Below are 14,675 nucleotides of genomic sequence, written 5' to 3' on the forward strand. Positions count from 1 at the left end.
CCCCGCCCCGCGGGCGGGATCGGCTCAGGTGCGCAGCAGGCGGGTGAGGTCACCGGCCTCGGTGACCGGCCGGTCACAGACAAAACCGCGGCAGACGTAGGCGGTGGGCACCGGCGCGGGTCGGTCGGCGAGCAGCGGGTGCCCGTCCCCCTCGTGCCCGACTGCGATCACCGCGCCCGGTGCCGGGGCTCGCCAGGCCGCGCTGAGGAGGACGTGCGCGGAGGCGGACAGGCGACGCGGGGGGAGGGCGTCGCTGCGTGCGTCGGGGGTGGCGTCGTCAGCGGGGCCTGGGTCCCCGTCCCGGTCTGCCCGGGGCAGGACGACGGCGATCTCGCGCGGACCGTCCGCGAGGGCCTCGGCCACGGCCAGGGCGTGCCCGGCGAAGCGGGGCGCCTGCTCGGCGAGCACCGGGTAGACGCTCAGTGCCGCCTCGGCGGCCTCCCGGTGGCGGTGCGAGCCGGAGAGCGCGCCATAGCGCAGCAGCGCACCGGCGGCCGCCGAGCGGCCCGAGGGGCTGGCGTTGTCACCGGGGTCGGCGGGCCGCACGAGGAGCTCCGGGGTGGACGCCGCACCGGAGGGGGTGTCGAAGAAGGCGACGGCGTCCCCGGACGGCTCGGTGAACCGGTCCAGCACGACGTCCAGCAGCGCACCCGCGACGTCGTACCAGCGCCCGGTGCCGGTCGCCGAGAACAGCACGAGCAGTCCGTCGGCCAGCAGGGCGTAGTCCTCCAGGACGCCGGGGGCGCCGGACAGCTCCTCGCCGAGGGAGACCCGGTGCAGCACCGGGCGGTCCTCTGCGTCCTCGGGGCCCGCGGTCTGGCCTCCTGGCGACCAGTGCGCTGCGACGACGTGCGCGGCGGCCTGCTCAGCGGCAGTCACCCAGTCCGGGCGGTCGAAGACCATCCCGGCCTCGGCCAGGGCCGCCACGGCCAACCCGTTCCACCCGGCCACGACCTTGTCGTCGCGGCCTGGCCGGGTGCGTCCCTCGCGCGCGGCGGCGAGGGTGGCGCGGACCTGGTCCCACCGCTGGCCGGCACCGGGTGCGGCCAGCAGGTCGGTGCGGCGCAGCTGCAGGACGCTCGCGTCCCCCTCGAAGGTGCCCTGAGCGCTCACGCCGAGCAGCTCGGCTGCCCACGGGCCGTCGTCGGGCCCCAGGGCCGCGGTGAGCTGCTCAGGGGTCCAGACGTAGAACGTGCCCTCGTGGCCGTCGGTGTCGGCGTCGAGGGAGGAGGCGAAGGCGCCCTGGGGCGTCCGCAGCTCGGTGAGCAGGAAGGTCGCGGTCTCGGCGACGACCCGCGCGGCCAGGGCCGCGGTCGCCGGCTCCGCTGTGGCGCACCACAGGCGGGTGTAGACACTGAGCAGCTGAGCGTTGTCGTAGAGCATCTTCTCGAAGTGGGGGACCACCCACTCCGCGTCCACGGAGTACCTGGCGAATCCGCCGGCCAGCTGGTCGTAGATCCCTCCGCGGGCCATCGCCTCGCAGGTACGGGCAGCCATGGCCAGGGCAGTCGGGTCCCCGGTCCGCCCGTGGTGGCGCAGCAGCTGGCTGAGGTTCATGCTCGGCGGGAACTTCGGCGCGCCGCCGAACCCGCCGTTGACCTGGTCGTACTCGCCGGCGAGCCGGCGCACGGCGCTCGCGAGGTCCTGCGCCGTGGGAGCCGTGGTGAGGGTCGCGAGGGCCGCCGGCTGGTCCCGCAGCCGGGCGAGCAGATCGGCGGCCTGGTCCTCGAGCCCGCCGCGCCGGTCGTGCCAGGCCTCGGTGACGGCGGCGAGCACCTGCGGGAAGGAGGGCATGCCGTGGGCCGGCACCGGTGGGAAGTACGTGCCGGCGAAGAACGGCGCCCCCTGGGGGGTGAGGAAGACGGTCATCGGCCACCCGCCCTGCCCGGTCATCGTCACGACGGCCGCCATGTACATGGAGTCGATGTCAGGACGTTCCTCGCGGTCGACCTTGATGCACACGAAGTCGGCGTTCATCTGGGCGGCGATCGCAGGGTCCTCGAAGGACTCGTGGGCCATGACATGGCACCAGTGGCATGCCGCGTAGCCGACGGACAGCAGGATCGGCACGTCTCGGGCGGCCGCCTCGGCGAAGGCGGCCGCGTCCCACTCGCGCCAGTCCACCGGGTTGTCGGCATGCTGGCGCAGGTAGGGCGACAGTGCTGAGCCGAGACGGTTCATGCTTCTACCGTACGACGCCCACGGCAGTGGGTGCCGGTCAGTGTCGGTCAGCGCCCCAGCACGGCCGAGAGGAAGTCCTCCGTGCGCCGGACGTAGCCGGCGATGCGCTCGGCGACCACGGCGTGCGGGTCCGGGCGCAGCGGCTCTGGCGGCGGCAGGATCCGCACCGTGGTGCTGCAGCGCAGGTCCGAGCAGATGAGCGTGCCCACGGAGTTGAAGTCACGGCCAGCCTGCCCGGCGCGTCGGGCGCTGAACAAGGAGACGTCGTCGGTGCTGTGCAGCGACTGGCAGAGCTGGCACAGGGAGGGGCGTCCGCGCTGACCTGAGCTGTCCGCCACCCGCAGGATGATCCCGACGGGGCGGTCGTCGCGCCAGGTGATCAGGTAGCCGCGCTCGGTGAGCTTGGGATCGCGCCAGGACAGGACGTCGTGGTCCTCCCAGACGAGGTCTGCGAAGGTGGGTGGCAGGACGAGGTTCGCGGCGTCCTTGCGGGAGCCGTTGACGATCGACCGGCGGATGTCGGCCTCGGACAGAGATCTCATCGCACCAGCGTAGAGCTCGCGTGCCGAGTGGTGGCCTGGCCGGGAAGGCTAGACGCTGGCGCGGACGCGCTGCACCGTGAGGTCGGTGCTGAGGCTGGGCGCGGCTGAGTCCGGCACGGTGGTCGGTGCGGCGGACACGGCTGCCTCAGCGTCGAGGAGGGAGGCCATGGACAACCCGGCGATACCGACGCGCGCCAGGGAGACGAGCGTGGCGGGTGCGGCCGACGCGGTCCGGAGCTGAGGTCTGATCACCCCGTGACACTATGACCAGAGCCACCAGGCGTTCAAGGCGTGGAGGGGTGAATCGCATGGGGAGAACTCCCCATCAATGAACGTTCAACATCTCAGAAGCCGCTGCTGACCTGCAATAACGCCCCTCCTGAGGCGTACTTGCGGCTCGGCATCAGTTCCCCTGGAAGGTCCAGTGCCAGGGCTCACGAGGCACGTCCTCGGCGAATCCGTACGTGGCACCGTTGGCCCGCATCCAGCTGAGCGCGGCGGGGTCGAGGCGGAGGTCCAGGCTCAGTCCCCAGCCGTGGTCGCTCGTCCCGGGCTTGGCGGCGAGACCGCCCTCGGAGTAGAGCCCCTTGCGCTCGGCGAGGTCGACCTGGCTGTCGTAGGTGCGGTAGGAGTCGGTGATCCCGATGTCCACGCCGTCGGTCTTCGCCGCGGCCAGCAACGTCTCGAAGGCGCTCGCGGCCGGAGCCCACAACCGGTGACCGGTGGTGCCGACCGAGGCGAGGGCCGACGCCGGGACCTGGCCGTTGCCGTAGACGGCGAGGTCGGAGGGGATCCCGGCGGAGTTGAGGGTGGCGCCTGCGGTCGGGGTGGCGGCTGCGGAGGTCGCGCCGGTCGCCTGGGCCATGAGCAGGTCGAAGGCCGTCGCGGAGGACGCCTGCGCCGTCCCCGACAGGGCGGAGGTCGCCGACGCCGACCGGGTCGCCTGAGCCGTCAGGGCGCCCATCGCCGGCTGGGCCTGACGCCCCGCGAAGGAGGCCACTGTCGACTGGATCTCCAGGATGCGCGATGAGATCGCTTCGATACCGCTCACGCCCACCCATCGTCCGTCCGGCGCCGGTCATGAGGCCTCGGCGCCGAGAAGATCGCCGGGACGCGCCGGAAGAGGCCGGGCATGCAGAAAGCCCCGGACGATGCTGTCCGGGGCTTCCTGGAAGGGCTGGATCTAGCCGAGGCGAGATCAGATCGGGCGGATGTTCTCCGCCTGCGGGCCCTTCGGGCCCTGCGTGATGTCGAACTCGACCTTCTGGTTCTCGTCGAGCGAACGGTAGCCCGAGCTCTGGATCGCCGAGTAGTGGGCGAACACGTCAGCGCTGCCGTCCTCCGGTGCGATGAAGCCGAAGCCCTTTTCTGCGTTGAACCACTTCACGGTCCCAACTGCCATCTTGATACTCCTTCAAGAGTTGTGAAACAACCTCCCCTGTGGAGGCCGCTCGTCACGGTGTTCGTCGTCCACTCCTGAAGACCAAGAACTACCCCGACTCGCGTCGGTGCAGGTAAGACGTGCGAGGCACTGCAACTTCGCGGCCTACTTTAGTCATATCTGGGGCAAAGGCGCTAGACCCCAACAGCAGATCTCGTATCGCGAGCATCAACTTTCCATATCACGACCTCAGCCATGCTCGTGACCGACCCCCTCCTTCGTGGGGCTCAGCGGTACGTCGCGACCCCGTCCCAGGCTCGACGACGCTCGCGGCCGGGGTCGCTGATGAGGCGGTCGGTCGTGTTGAAGATCTTCGTCGGGCGGTCGATGTCGTCGTAGACCGGCCAGCTCACCAGCCCCGACCGGACGAAGGACAACCAGTGGTCCTGCATCCGGGCGCTCACCGCAGCGAGGTCCTCCGCGCCACCGAGCACCGTGGCCGCACGGCCGCGAGAGGAGGTGAGGTTGCCGAGGACCGGAACCAGGTCGGTGCCGTGCGTGGCGCCGTGGCCCTTGAGGTTGAGGGCAGGGGTGGTGAAGTCGTAGCGGTAGACGAAGGTAGGCGCCACCGTGGTGTGCCCCTCGGCCGCCTGGACCCCGGGCACCCAGAAGGTCGCGTCGCCGACGAGCTGGGCGCGGGCACGCTTGGACGGGTACCCCGGGTAGGCCGAGAGTACCGTGAGCTGCGCACCGGGGTCGGTGATCTCGAACATGAGGTTGATGGCCTCGGCGCTGACCGGCAGCAGACCGGGGCGGACCGTGGCGAACAGCGCGCCCTCGTGCTTGGTGGACCCGATGAGCAGGGGCACCGGGTGCGCCCGTCCGCTGGTCAGCAGGTCGATCGGGTGCTCGGGCAGGAAGTCGCCGTCCACCACAGGGCTCATGCACAGCGCCCCGGGCGTCTCCAGCAGCGTCAACCTCATGAGGCGCTCGCCCGCGGCGACCAGCTCGGTGGGCGGAGCGCCGAGCAGGGCGTCGACGGCGAGGCTCTCGGTCGTGTGCAGCCAGTTGATGAAGTCCCGCGCCCACCCTGCCGCGCGCTCGGCGGAGTACACCCCGCCCACGGCCGGGCTCTGGGCGATGGCTCGGTGGAACAGCCCGGCAGCGGACGGCACGCACATGAGCGTGGTCACCGCGGTGGCGCCAGCCGACTCCCCGGCGATGGTCACGTTCGACGGGTCGCCGCCGAAGGCTGCGATGTTCTGCTGCACCCACTCCAGGGCCGCGACCATGTCTCGCAGGGCCAGGTTCGACTCGAAGACCCGCTGCGGCGTGGAGTACTGGGAGAAGTCGAGGAACCCGAGCGCACCCAGGCGGTAGTTGACGTTGACCATGATGACGTCGCCGCGGTCGACGAGGGCGTCACCGGCGAAGGCCGGGGCCGACCCTGCGCCGCGGACGAAGGCTCCGCCGTGGAACCACACGATCACCGGGCGCAGCGCGCCGCCGGAGGCGGTGTCCTCAGGAGCTGCCGGAGCGGCGTCGGGCGGGGTGAGGACGCTGAGCGTGAGGCAGTCCTCGGACTGGTCGGTGTCCGGACCGGCGCCGGAGTGGTAGTGGCTGACGCGCTGCGGGGCGACCGGACCGTGGTGCATCGCGTTGAGCACGCCGGCCCAGCGCTGGGGCGGGCGGGGTGCGCGGAAGCGGAGGTTGCCCACGGGCGGCTCGGCGTAGGGGATCGCCCGGAAGGCGCGCAGCCCCGTGGGGGTCAGCACACCGCGCAGGGTGCCCTGCGCGGTCTCGACCTGAGTGCTCACGACATTGACCACTTGGCAGCTCCGCAGTTGTCTCGACGAGTCCGAGGACCTGCGTGGCAGGCCCTCCCACTACCGAGGCTAGCCGGTCACCACCCCCGCCACCCACCTCCGACGCGAGGTCAGCGGTAGGACTGCACCAGCGGGCAGGTGAAGTTGTCCCGGTCGCCCAGCCCGACCCGGTTGAGGTAGCGGATGACGATCCCGTAGGAGGTGAACAGGCCCGTCTGGGTGTACAGCACACCCTTGTCGGCACAGAACTTCTCGATGATGGGCTGGGCCAGGCGCAGGTGCGGGCGCGGCATGCTCGGGAAGAGGTGGTGCTCGATCTGGTAGTTCAGCCCGCCGAGCGCGGTGTCGATGAACCGGCCACCGGTGACGTTGCGGCTCATGAGCACCTGGCGGCGCAGGAAGTCGATCTTCACGTCCTTGGGGACGATGGGCATGCCCTTGTGGTTCGGGGCGAAGGAACCGCCCATGTACAGCCCGAACAGGCCCAGCTGGATCGCGAGGAAGACGACGGCCTTGCCGGGGGAGAGCACCAGCAGGACGAGGGCGAGGTAGCCGATGAGCCGGACGCTGAGGAAGGTGATCTCAGCCCAGCGGTGCGCGATGCGCTCGGGGCCGAAGACCCGCTTGAGCCCCTGGTAGTGCAGGTCGAGGCCCTCGAGCAGGAGCAGAGGGAAGAAGAACCACCCCTGGTGCGTGGCGAACCAGCGGCCGAACCGCGACGTGCGGGCCGCTGCCTGCTCCGGGGTGAAGGCCAGGACCGGCAGGTCGATGTCCGGGTCGACGGTGTCCTTGTTCGGGTTGCCGTGGTGGCGGGTGTGCTTGTTCTGCCACCAGCCGTAGCTCAGCCCCACGAAGAGGTTCGCCACGATGAGGCTCATCCACTCGTTCCAGCGCCCGGAGCGGAACATCTGCCGGTGCGCGGCGTCGTGCCCGAGGAAGGCCGTCTGGGTGAGGATGACCGCCAGCAGGGCAGCCATGGGCATCTGCCACCAGGAGTCGCCGATCCACAGGAAGGCCGCGACGAAGGCGGCGAAAACCGCGACCATCCCCACGAGCTTGGCCCAGTAGTAGCCGTAGCGGCGGCGCATCAGGCCGGCGGCCTGGATGAGGCCGGAGATCTCGGCGAAGTCGGTTACCTGGCGTTGGCGGGGTGAGTCCCCGGCTGGGCGTGAGCTGTCTGCGGTGAGCGTGGCGCTCATCGGGCCTCCGAGGCGTGTGTGAGAGCAGGTCGCACGTGATGCGGCGTCACCAGATGAGTTGCGCTCGTGGGTCCCACGCTAGGCGACAGTGCTCTGTGGCGCGGGGGCTGCAGGTGGTGACGTGGTGAAGAAAGTCATGGAGAAACACGAAAGCCCCGGGTACAAGACCCGGGGCTTTCGTCAAAGATGTCAGACCGCGATCATCAGCACGAGGCTGCGATCAGCAGGAGTGAAATCAGAGGGGGCGGATGTTCTCAGCCTGCGGGCCCTTGGGACCCTGCGTGACGTCGAACTCGACCTTCTGGTTCTCGTCGAGGGAGCGGTAGCCGGAGGAGGCGATCGCGGAGTAGTGCGCGAACACGTCAGCCGAGCCGTCCTCGGGGGCGATGAAGCCGAAGCCCTTTTCAGCGTTGAACCACTTCACAGTTCCAACAGTCATTTCATACTCCTTCAAGAGTCGGACGGCTTCGCGATTCGAAGCCGTTCGTCACGGTGTTCCGTCGTCAACTCTTGAAAGAACAAGATCCGCGGGGTTGAACCCTGAGCGGCAAAGACATGAGAGGCACAGCAACTTCAAGGAACACAGTACAGGCTTCTGACCGTCTTGGCTAGGGGAGGGCGTCCTTCGCAGGTCAGACGGCGTCCGTCGTGGCGGCTCCCGGGGCCTGAGCGGGCCCGTCCTGCGGCGCGCACAGACCGATGAAGGCACCGAGCTCGGCGAGGGCCGCCGGGGTGGACGGCAGGAAGTCCGTCAGTGCCGGGGACCGCACCACGATCGCGGCCCACTGCCCGCGCGAGACCGCCACGTTGACCCGGTTGCGCGAGAGCAGGAAGCTCATGCCGCGCGGCACGTCGCCGGCCGCGGAGGCTGCCATCGACACGATCACCACGGCCGCCTCCTGACCCTGGAACTTGTCCACCGTGCCCACCCGGACCCCGTCCGCCCCGGCAGCTCGCAGCGCGGCGGTGATGAGCGACCGCTGGGCGTTGTAGCCGGCGACCACGAGGATGTCGGCGGTGCCCAGCGGGCGCACGGGCGCCTCGCCGCCGGGGGTCCACGCCCGTCCGAGCAACGACTGCACCTGACGGACCACCTCGGCGGCCTCCTCCGGGGAGGCGACCGACCGGCCGAGGTGCGGGACGTCGACGACGTGCACGCCCGCGGCCAGCCCGTCCAGGTGCCGCTGCGCCGTCAGGCCCTCGGTGGTGAGACGGCCGGCGTAGGCGAGGCGGGAGACCGGTGCGCACAGCGCCGGGTGCATCCGCCAGCTGCGCTCGAGGAAGTAGCCGCGGTCCGCAGGCAGGGTGTCCTGGCCGCGCGCGACCCAGCCCAGGGCGGAGGTGTCCACCGGCTCGGGGTGGGTGCCCTGGGTGACCTGCGGGAGCTGCTGAGGGTCGCCGAGGAGCAGCAGGTTCTGCGCGGCCAGAGACACCGCGAGGGTGTTGGCCAGGGAGAACTGCCCCGCCTCGTCGATGACGATCAGGTCGAGGGAACGCCGCCCGATCTTCGAGACGTTGGTGAAGTCCCAGGCGGTCCCCCCGATCACGCAGCCGTGCTCGCGGTGCTCGCCGAGGAACCGGCCCTGCTTCTTGTCCGGGATCGCGGTCCAGGCGTGCGGGGTGTCGTCGACCGGCTTCTTGCCCACGCGGTAGCCGGGGACCCCGGCCTCCACGATCGTGTCGAGCATGTGCTCGACGACGGCGTGCGAGGGGGCCACGACCCCCACGTGCCAGCCGCTGCGCACCAGGCGCTCGATGACCCGGGCGCCGATGTACGTCTTGCCGGTCCCGGGCGGGCCCTGGACGGCGAGGTAGGACCGGTCGAGGGCGCGCACGGCCGTGGTGATCGCGGAGATGTAGGCACCGCGGCCGTCGTCGACCGTGGGCAGGGTGGGGGAGTCGGCGTCCTCGCGCATCTGCGGGGGCATCCGGCGCAGCAGGTCGAGGGCGGACTGGGCCGGGAAGTTTCCGGACGCAGACTCCAGGGTGCGCAGCGCCACCTGCGCGAGCTCGCGGACGGCGCCCTCGACGAGCCCGGTGGGCACCGGGCGACCGGGACCGACGGCCATCGGCAGCTCGGCGTAGGGGTCGACGTCCTTCTTGAGGACCTCCTCCACCCGGACGACGTCGCGGCCCGCCTCGTCCACGCCGACGGACAGCACGGTCGAGCTGCCGCTGACCTGGCGGACGGCGCCGGCGGGCGCCTCCAGGCCGGCCGGCAGCGGCGCGTCGTAGATGCACCACACGCCCGACCCGGCGGCCAGCGTGCTGCCGTCAGCCAGGCGCCCGACGAGCGTGAGCTCGCGGCGCAGCGACCGCTGGTTGTCCTCCTTGTACCAGTCGCGCTCCAGGCGGACCTCCTCGGCCACGAGGACGTCGCGGGTGGCCGCCCACTCGTCGACCGGGGCGGTCAGCCGGTCGAAGTGCTCCCACCAGAACGGCTTGTCCCCACGGCGGTGGTAGCCCAGGGCGGCGCCGAGCATGAGCAGCGCCTGGTCGTCGTCGGACCGGTCGGCGCGCGGTGCGGCGGCGGCCGGCCCGGCCAGCTCGGTGAAGGCCTCGACCATCGGGTCCAGCTCGACCGGCTCGACCTCCGCGCCGTCGTCGGCAGTCGCGGCGGCAGGGGTGACGTCGTGCTCGGCGGCTCGGGCCAGCAGCCAGTCCCGCAGCCGCAGGGTGGACAGGCAGTCGTAGCGGTTGTAGTCGGCGATGAGGTCGAGGACGGCCCGGCTGTCGCTGTCGTCGCCGGCCTCGCGCAGGGCGCAGGCGCGGGCGTACTCGGTGATCGAGTCGGCCGCGTTGTCCAGGGCCTCGTTGCGCAGGTCGTCGCCCATGTACAGCGGCTCGAGCTTCTTGATCGAGTAGGACGGCTGGGAGACCCGCACGCTCTGGCGCACGGTCGAGTAGAGGTCGACGAGCACGCCCTCGCGCAGCAGGTCGTCGAGCACCTCCTCGCCGACGCCGTGCCGGCCCACCAGCCGGCGCAGCGCCGTCACCTCGTAGGGGGCGTAGTGGTAGACGTGCATCCCCGGGTTCGTCCGGCGTCGCTCGCCCACCAGGGCGAAGAAGTCCAGCAGCGCCTGACGCTCCTGGACGCGGTCGTGCGCCCAGAAGGTGCGGAAGGCGCCCGGGGTGCCGTCCGGGGAGTCGGCGTCGTGCAGGCCGAAGAGGTACTCCAGGCCCCAGTCGCTCGAGCCCGGCTCGGCCCACAACGGGTCGCCCTCGAAGTCGAAGAAGAGGTCACCGGCGTCCGGGGCGGGCAGCGCGGCGAGGGCGCCGGTCGCGAAGACGACAGCCTGGACGTCCGGGCGGCCGTCGGCCCGGAGCGGGCGGGCGTCCTGGGCCACCTGCAGCGCGGCCTGCTCGCGCAGCGTCGTCAGGGTGCGGGCGGGCATGCCGGGGACCGGCCCGGTGGAGGCGGCGAGGGCGTCGATGGTGGTGAGGCCGGCGTCGCGCAGGCGGGTGCGCTGGGCCACGGTGAGACCGGCGACGAGCAGCGGGTCACGGTGGGCGGCGACCTCGGAGCGGCAGTCAGCGCAGGTGCCGCAGGCCAGGTAGCGGGCGTCGTCCCAGGCCACCGGCTCGGAGCCGGCGCGGTGGGTGTCCAGCAGCAGCTCCAGGCGGGCCCGGCGCTCGCGGTAGACCGGCAGGATGTCGCTCAGGGCGTGCTCGGTGAAGGACGTGTCGCCCAGCACCAGGCGCAGCCGCGGGGCGACCGGCACGCCGGCCGCGAGCAGCTGGTCGGCGTAGGCAGCGAGCTGGAGCAGCGCGGTGACCTTGGCGCGCCGGGCGAGCTTGGCGTCGACGACGGCGATCTCGGCTGTGGTCGCGGGGACGGTCTCGGCGGTGGTCTCAGCCGCCGGGGTCCGCACGAGGAAGTCCGGTCGGCCCAGGAAGCGGCCGTCGAAGAGCGTGCCCTGGGCCACGACGTCGACCCCGGACCGCAGGTACGCCAGGGTGCGGTCGTGGGCGGCCCGCAGGTCCTCGGCGGCATCCCACGTGCTCCCCAGGTGCACGACGCCGCCGGTGGGGCCCGCGCTGGCGGGCGCGCCGGGGGTGGGCGGGACGTGACGGCCGAACTGCTCGACGTAGCCGGCGAGCACCCGGGCCTCGTGGGCCAGTCCGAGCTCGGCGGTGCGCTCGAGCATGGCGTCGGCGGAGTCGGTGACCGGTCCGTCGGTCACCCGGCCGAGGCGCCGGTCGAGGGTGCGCAGCAGGGCGAACTCGCAGGTCGAGGCCAGGGTGAGGTCGCTCGCGCTGGAGATCAGGACGTCGTCGAGCAGAAACACAGGGGGCCTCCCAGGCCAGCGGGTTGATCAGGCAGGGCGGGTCGTTCGAGGGGTGGAGCGTGAGGCCGGCTGGCGGTCGAGCGGGTGCCCGGGGTCGGGCGGGCAGGCCGGGTGGCCGGCGCGACGAGGTCAGTCGCGCCCGGGCGAGAGGTCCAGGCCGAGCAGCGAGCCGTCGTCGGACAGCGGGGTGAAGCCGATGTGGGCGTAGAAGCCGGTCGCCTGGGTGTTGGTCGTGGAGACGCCGAGGTGCACCCCGGGGGCGCCGGCGGCGCGCAGCGCGTCGAAGAGCGTGGTGAGCATCCGGCGGCCGTTGCCGCCGCCCTGGCCACCCGGGAGCAGGTCGATGTGCAGGTGAGCGGGGTAGCGCTCGAGGACCGCCGGGTCGCTGTGGTGCTCACCGTGGATGTTCGCGACGAGGTTCGCGTCGTAGGACCCCTCGGGGAAGGTGCCCAGCGGGTAGCGCTCGCGCAGGTGCGGCCACCACTCACGGTCCAGCACGGCCTCGAAGGCGGCGGTGTCCGCGGTGCCGATGACGTAGCCGACGACCCCCTCAGCGCCCGGCAGGCGCGTGTCCACCAGGACGAAGGCGAGCTCGGGGGTGAAGCGCAGGTACGCGCCCAGGTAGATCTCGCCGAGCAGGTTCGGCTCCGTGGTCAGGGCGGACGCGTCCGCGCCGTCGGACCCGGTGCGCAGGCAGATCTCGTAGAGCCGGGCCACCTCGGCGGGGTCCTCGGTGCGCGCGGGGCGGATGACGAAGGGGCTGGGCTGCGTCTGGGGGACGCGCCGGTCGACGTCGGGAAGTGGTGTGCTCACCTGAGCAATCTACTGTGGATGGATGACAGAACTCATTCCCTCCATCACCCTCAACAACGACGTGAGGATCCCGCAGGTCGGGTTCGGCACCTTCCAGATCGCCCCGGACGAGACTCAGCAGGCCGTCGAGTCGGCCCTCGAGGTCGGCTACCGCCACATCGACACCGCTGCCGGCTACTACAACGAGGCCGGCGTCGGCGCTGCCATCAAGGCTGCCGGGCTGCCCCGCGAGGACGTCTTCGTCACGACCAAGCTGCGCAACGGCGACCAGGGCTACGAGTCCACCCTCGCGGCCTTCGAGGCCAGCAGGGCCGCCCTGGACCTCGACGTGGTCGACCTCTACCTCATCCACTGGCCCTCGCCGGCGCGCGGGCTCTACGTCGAGACGTGGCGCGCCTTCGAGAAGCTGCTGGCCGACGGCGCGGTGCGGGCCATCGGCGTCTCGAACTTCCTCCCCGAGCACCTGGCGACGCTGCTCAAGAGCGCCGAGGTGGTCCCGGCCGTCAACCAGATCGAGATCCACCCGACCTTCCAGAACACCGCGACCGCAGCTGCCTCCCGCGACGCCGGGATCGCCGTGGAGGCGTACAGCCCGCTGGGCCGGGGCGCTGACCTCGGGTCGGAGGCTGTGGGGGACATCGCGCTCGCGCACGGGGTGACCCCGGCCCAGGTGGTGCTGCGCTGGCACCTGCAGAAGGGGACCATCGTCATCCCGAAGTCGAACACCCCCGAGCGGATCGCGGCCAACCTCGATCTCCTCGGGCTGGACCTGCGCGCGGAGGAGATCGCTCGGATCGACGCTCTGGAGTCCGGCAACCGGCTCGGGGCGGACCCGGCGACGGCGGAGTTCTCGCAGATGCAGTGACGTGACCTGATGCGCCGTGAGGCGCGCGTGACGTGAGTCTGTGCCCGGCCGGGGTGGTCACCACCCCAGCCGGGCACAGCTGTTTCTCCCCTGGCCAGAGGCTTGTTGGAGCCTTAATGAGAATGGTTACCACTCCCTGTTAGGGTGGCGACGGCTCTTCAGCCCCTTGTCGTCCCACCGAAAGGAGAGGGCACCGCTGCGCCCGCAGCCGGTCGCCCGTCCACCTCATGTCTCTCACCACCGCTACCCGTCCCGCCCCGCTGCGCTCCGTCGCGCTCGGGCTCGCCCTCCCGCTCGTGCTGCTCGCCGGATGCTCCTCGACGCCCGCGGCCTCCACGCCGTCCACGTCGGCCGCCGCCACGGAGGAGCACGACCACGACCACGACGAGCACGCGAGCCCCGACGCAGCCGAGGCGGCCACCGTCACCCCGCGCCTGGTCATCACCTACGACGGCGGCGTCCAGGTGCTCGACGCCACGACGCTCGAGCTCGTCGAGTCCATCGACCTCGCCGGCTTCAACCGGATCAACCCCGTCGGCGACGGCCGCTCCGTCCTGGTCTCCACCTCCGGCGGCTTCCAGCTGCTCGACGCCGGAACCTGGGCCGAGCCGCACGGCGACCACTCCCACTACTACACCGCCACCCCCGAGCTCACGGACGTGACCTTCGCCGCGACCAAGCCGGGGCACGTCGTCGTGCACGAGGGCCGCACGGCCCTCTTCGACGACGGGACCGGCGAGGTCGTCGTCTTCGACTCCGCCGAGGTGGCCCACGCCGACCGCGAGACGCGCGAGCACACGACGCCGTCCGCCCACCACGGCGTGGCCGTCGAGCTCTCCGACGGGAGCCTGCTCGTCTCCGAGGGCACCGAGGACGCCCGCACCGGCATCCGGGTGCTCGACGCGAGCGACGCCGAGATCGCCAGCAGCGACCAGTGCCCCGGCGTGCACGGCGAGGCGGTCGCCGCCGACGAGGCCGTGGTGATCGGCTGCCAGGACGGCGCGCTCGTCTACGCCGGCGGCGTCATCTCCAAGGTGACCAGCCCCGACGCCTACGGCCGCATCGGCAACCAGGCCGGCAGCGACGCCTCCCCGATCGTCCTCGGCGACTACAAGTCCGACGCCGAGGCCACGCTCGAGCGCCCCACCCGCATCTCCCTCATCGACACCCGCACCGCCGAGCTCACCCTCGTCGACCTCCCCGCCAGCTACACCTTCCGCTCCCTGGGCCGTGGTGACGCCGGTGAGGCGCTCGTCCTGGGAACCGACGGACAGCTGCACGTGATCGACCCTGAGACCGCCACGATCACGCGCTCCGTGCCGGTCATGGGGGCGTGGGAAGAGCCTGAGGACTGGCAGAAGCCGCGCCCCACGCTCACCGTCCTCGACGGCTCGGCGTACATCACCGACCCGGCGACCTCGACGATCTACGCCGTGGACATCGAGACCGGCGACGTGTGGAACAGTGCCGTGCTCACCGTCACCCCGAACGAGCTGACCGGGGTCTCGGGGGCGTGAGGGGCCACGCACCAGGTCGCCGCGAGCGTCCGGCCACGCGCCGGGCGCTCGCGGCGGCCGCC

General features: G+C 71.7%; 12 protein-coding genes. 2 read left to right on the forward strand and 10 right to left on the reverse strand.

Annotated elements, in window-relative coordinates; all coding sequences use genetic code 11:
• Positions 1–24 precede the first annotated feature (24 nt).
• From SS2_RS02455 to SS2_RS02500, 10 genes are all read right to left on the reverse strand, one after another.
• Positions 25–2,181, reverse strand: a complete 2,157-nt coding sequence (locus tag SS2_RS02455) for a thioredoxin domain-containing protein (protein WP_066460783.1) — start codon at positions 2,179–2,181, stop codon at positions 25–27.
• Positions 2,182–2,228: 47 nt separating this feature from the next.
• Positions 2,229–2,723 carry an FBP domain-containing protein gene (locus SS2_RS02460; RefSeq protein WP_066460784.1) on the reverse strand — a complete coding sequence of 165 codons (495 nt, stop codon included), beginning with the start codon at positions 2,721–2,723 and terminating at the stop codon, positions 2,229–2,231.
• A gap of 48 nt (positions 2,724–2,771) precedes the next feature.
• On the reverse strand, positions 2,772–2,975 hold the full coding sequence (locus tag SS2_RS02465; protein ID WP_066460785.1) for a hypothetical protein: 204 nt from the start codon (positions 2,973–2,975) through the stop codon (positions 2,772–2,774).
• Between the two features lie 151 nt (positions 2,976–3,126).
• On the reverse strand, positions 3,127–3,774 hold the full coding sequence (locus SS2_RS02470; RefSeq protein ID WP_066460814.1) for a M15 family metallopeptidase: 648 nt from the start codon (positions 3,772–3,774) through the stop codon (positions 3,127–3,129).
• A gap of 147 nt (positions 3,775–3,921) precedes the next feature.
• Positions 3,922–4,125 (reverse strand): cold-shock protein, encoded by a 204-nt coding sequence (locus tag SS2_RS02475; RefSeq protein ID WP_066460786.1) that lies wholly within the window; start codon positions 4,123–4,125, stop codon positions 3,922–3,924.
• 266 nt (positions 4,126–4,391) lie between these two features.
• Positions 4,392–5,921 (reverse strand): carboxylesterase/lipase family protein, encoded by a 1,530-nt coding sequence (locus SS2_RS02480; protein WP_066460815.1) that lies wholly within the window; start codon positions 5,919–5,921, stop codon positions 4,392–4,394.
• A gap of 119 nt (positions 5,922–6,040) precedes the next feature.
• Positions 6,041–7,129, reverse strand: coding sequence for a fatty acid desaturase family protein (locus tag SS2_RS02485; RefSeq protein ID WP_066460787.1), 1,089 nt, complete (start codon positions 7,127–7,129; stop codon positions 6,041–6,043).
• A gap of 235 nt (positions 7,130–7,364) precedes the next feature.
• Positions 7,365–7,568, reverse strand: coding sequence for a cold-shock protein (locus tag SS2_RS02490; RefSeq protein ID WP_042437666.1), 204 nt, complete (start codon positions 7,566–7,568; stop codon positions 7,365–7,367).
• A 193-nt stretch (positions 7,569–7,761) separates the two neighbouring features.
• Positions 7,762–11,418 carry a TM0106 family RecB-like putative nuclease gene (locus tag SS2_RS02495; RefSeq protein WP_066460788.1) on the reverse strand — a complete coding sequence of 1,219 codons (3,657 nt, stop codon included), beginning with the start codon at positions 11,416–11,418 and terminating at the stop codon, positions 7,762–7,764.
• A 129-nt stretch (positions 11,419–11,547) separates the two neighbouring features.
• Positions 11,548–12,231, reverse strand: a complete 684-nt coding sequence (locus tag SS2_RS02500) for a GNAT family N-acetyltransferase (protein WP_245643287.1) — start codon at positions 12,229–12,231, stop codon at positions 11,548–11,550.
• A 22-nt stretch (positions 12,232–12,253) separates the two neighbouring features.
• Between SS2_RS02500 and SS2_RS02505 the strand changes: the two genes are divergently transcribed.
• Together SS2_RS02505 and aztD are read left to right on the forward strand one after the other, a co-directional pair.
• Positions 12,254–13,096 (forward strand): aldo/keto reductase, encoded by an 843-nt coding sequence (locus SS2_RS02505; RefSeq protein WP_066460789.1) that lies wholly within the window; start codon positions 12,254–12,256, stop codon positions 13,094–13,096.
• Between the two features lie 227 nt (positions 13,097–13,323).
• Positions 13,324–14,613, forward strand: a complete 1,290-nt coding sequence (gene aztD, locus SS2_RS02510) for a zinc metallochaperone AztD (RefSeq protein WP_066460790.1) — start codon at positions 13,324–13,326, stop codon at positions 14,611–14,613.
• Positions 14,614–14,675: the final 62 nt, after the last annotated feature.

The organism is Sanguibacter suarezii NBRC 16159 (assembly GCF_001552735.1).
In the GTDB taxonomy this organism is placed as follows: domain Bacteria; phylum Actinomycetota; class Actinomycetes; order Actinomycetales; family Cellulomonadaceae; genus Sanguibacter; species Sanguibacter suarezii.

Bases quoted from the DNA above. Each gene is read 5' to 3' on its own strand.
- SS2_RS02455 (WP_066460783.1), bottom strand. From the start codon at position 2,181: ATGAACCGTCTCGGCTCAGCACTGTCGCCCTACCTGCGCCAGCATGCC.
- SS2_RS02460 (WP_066460784.1), bottom strand. From the start codon at position 2,723: ATGAGATCTCTGTCCGAGGCCGACATCCGCCGGTCGATCGTCAACGGC.
- SS2_RS02475 (WP_066460786.1), bottom strand. From the start codon at position 4,125: ATGGCAGTTGGGACCGTGAAGTGGTTCAACGCAGAAAAGGGCTTCGGC.
- SS2_RS02485 (WP_066460787.1), bottom strand. From the start codon at position 7,129: ATGAGCGCCACGCTCACCGCAGACAGCTCACGCCCAGCCGGGGACTCA.
- SS2_RS02490 (WP_042437666.1), bottom strand. From the start codon at position 7,568: ATGACTGTTGGAACTGTGAAGTGGTTCAACGCTGAAAAGGGCTTCGGC.
- SS2_RS02505 (WP_066460789.1), top strand. From the start codon at position 12,254: ATGACAGAACTCATTCCCTCCATCACCCTCAACAACGACGTGAGGATC.
- aztD (WP_066460790.1), top strand. From the start codon at position 13,324: ATGTCTCTCACCACCGCTACCCGTCCCGCCCCGCTGCGCTCCGTCGCG.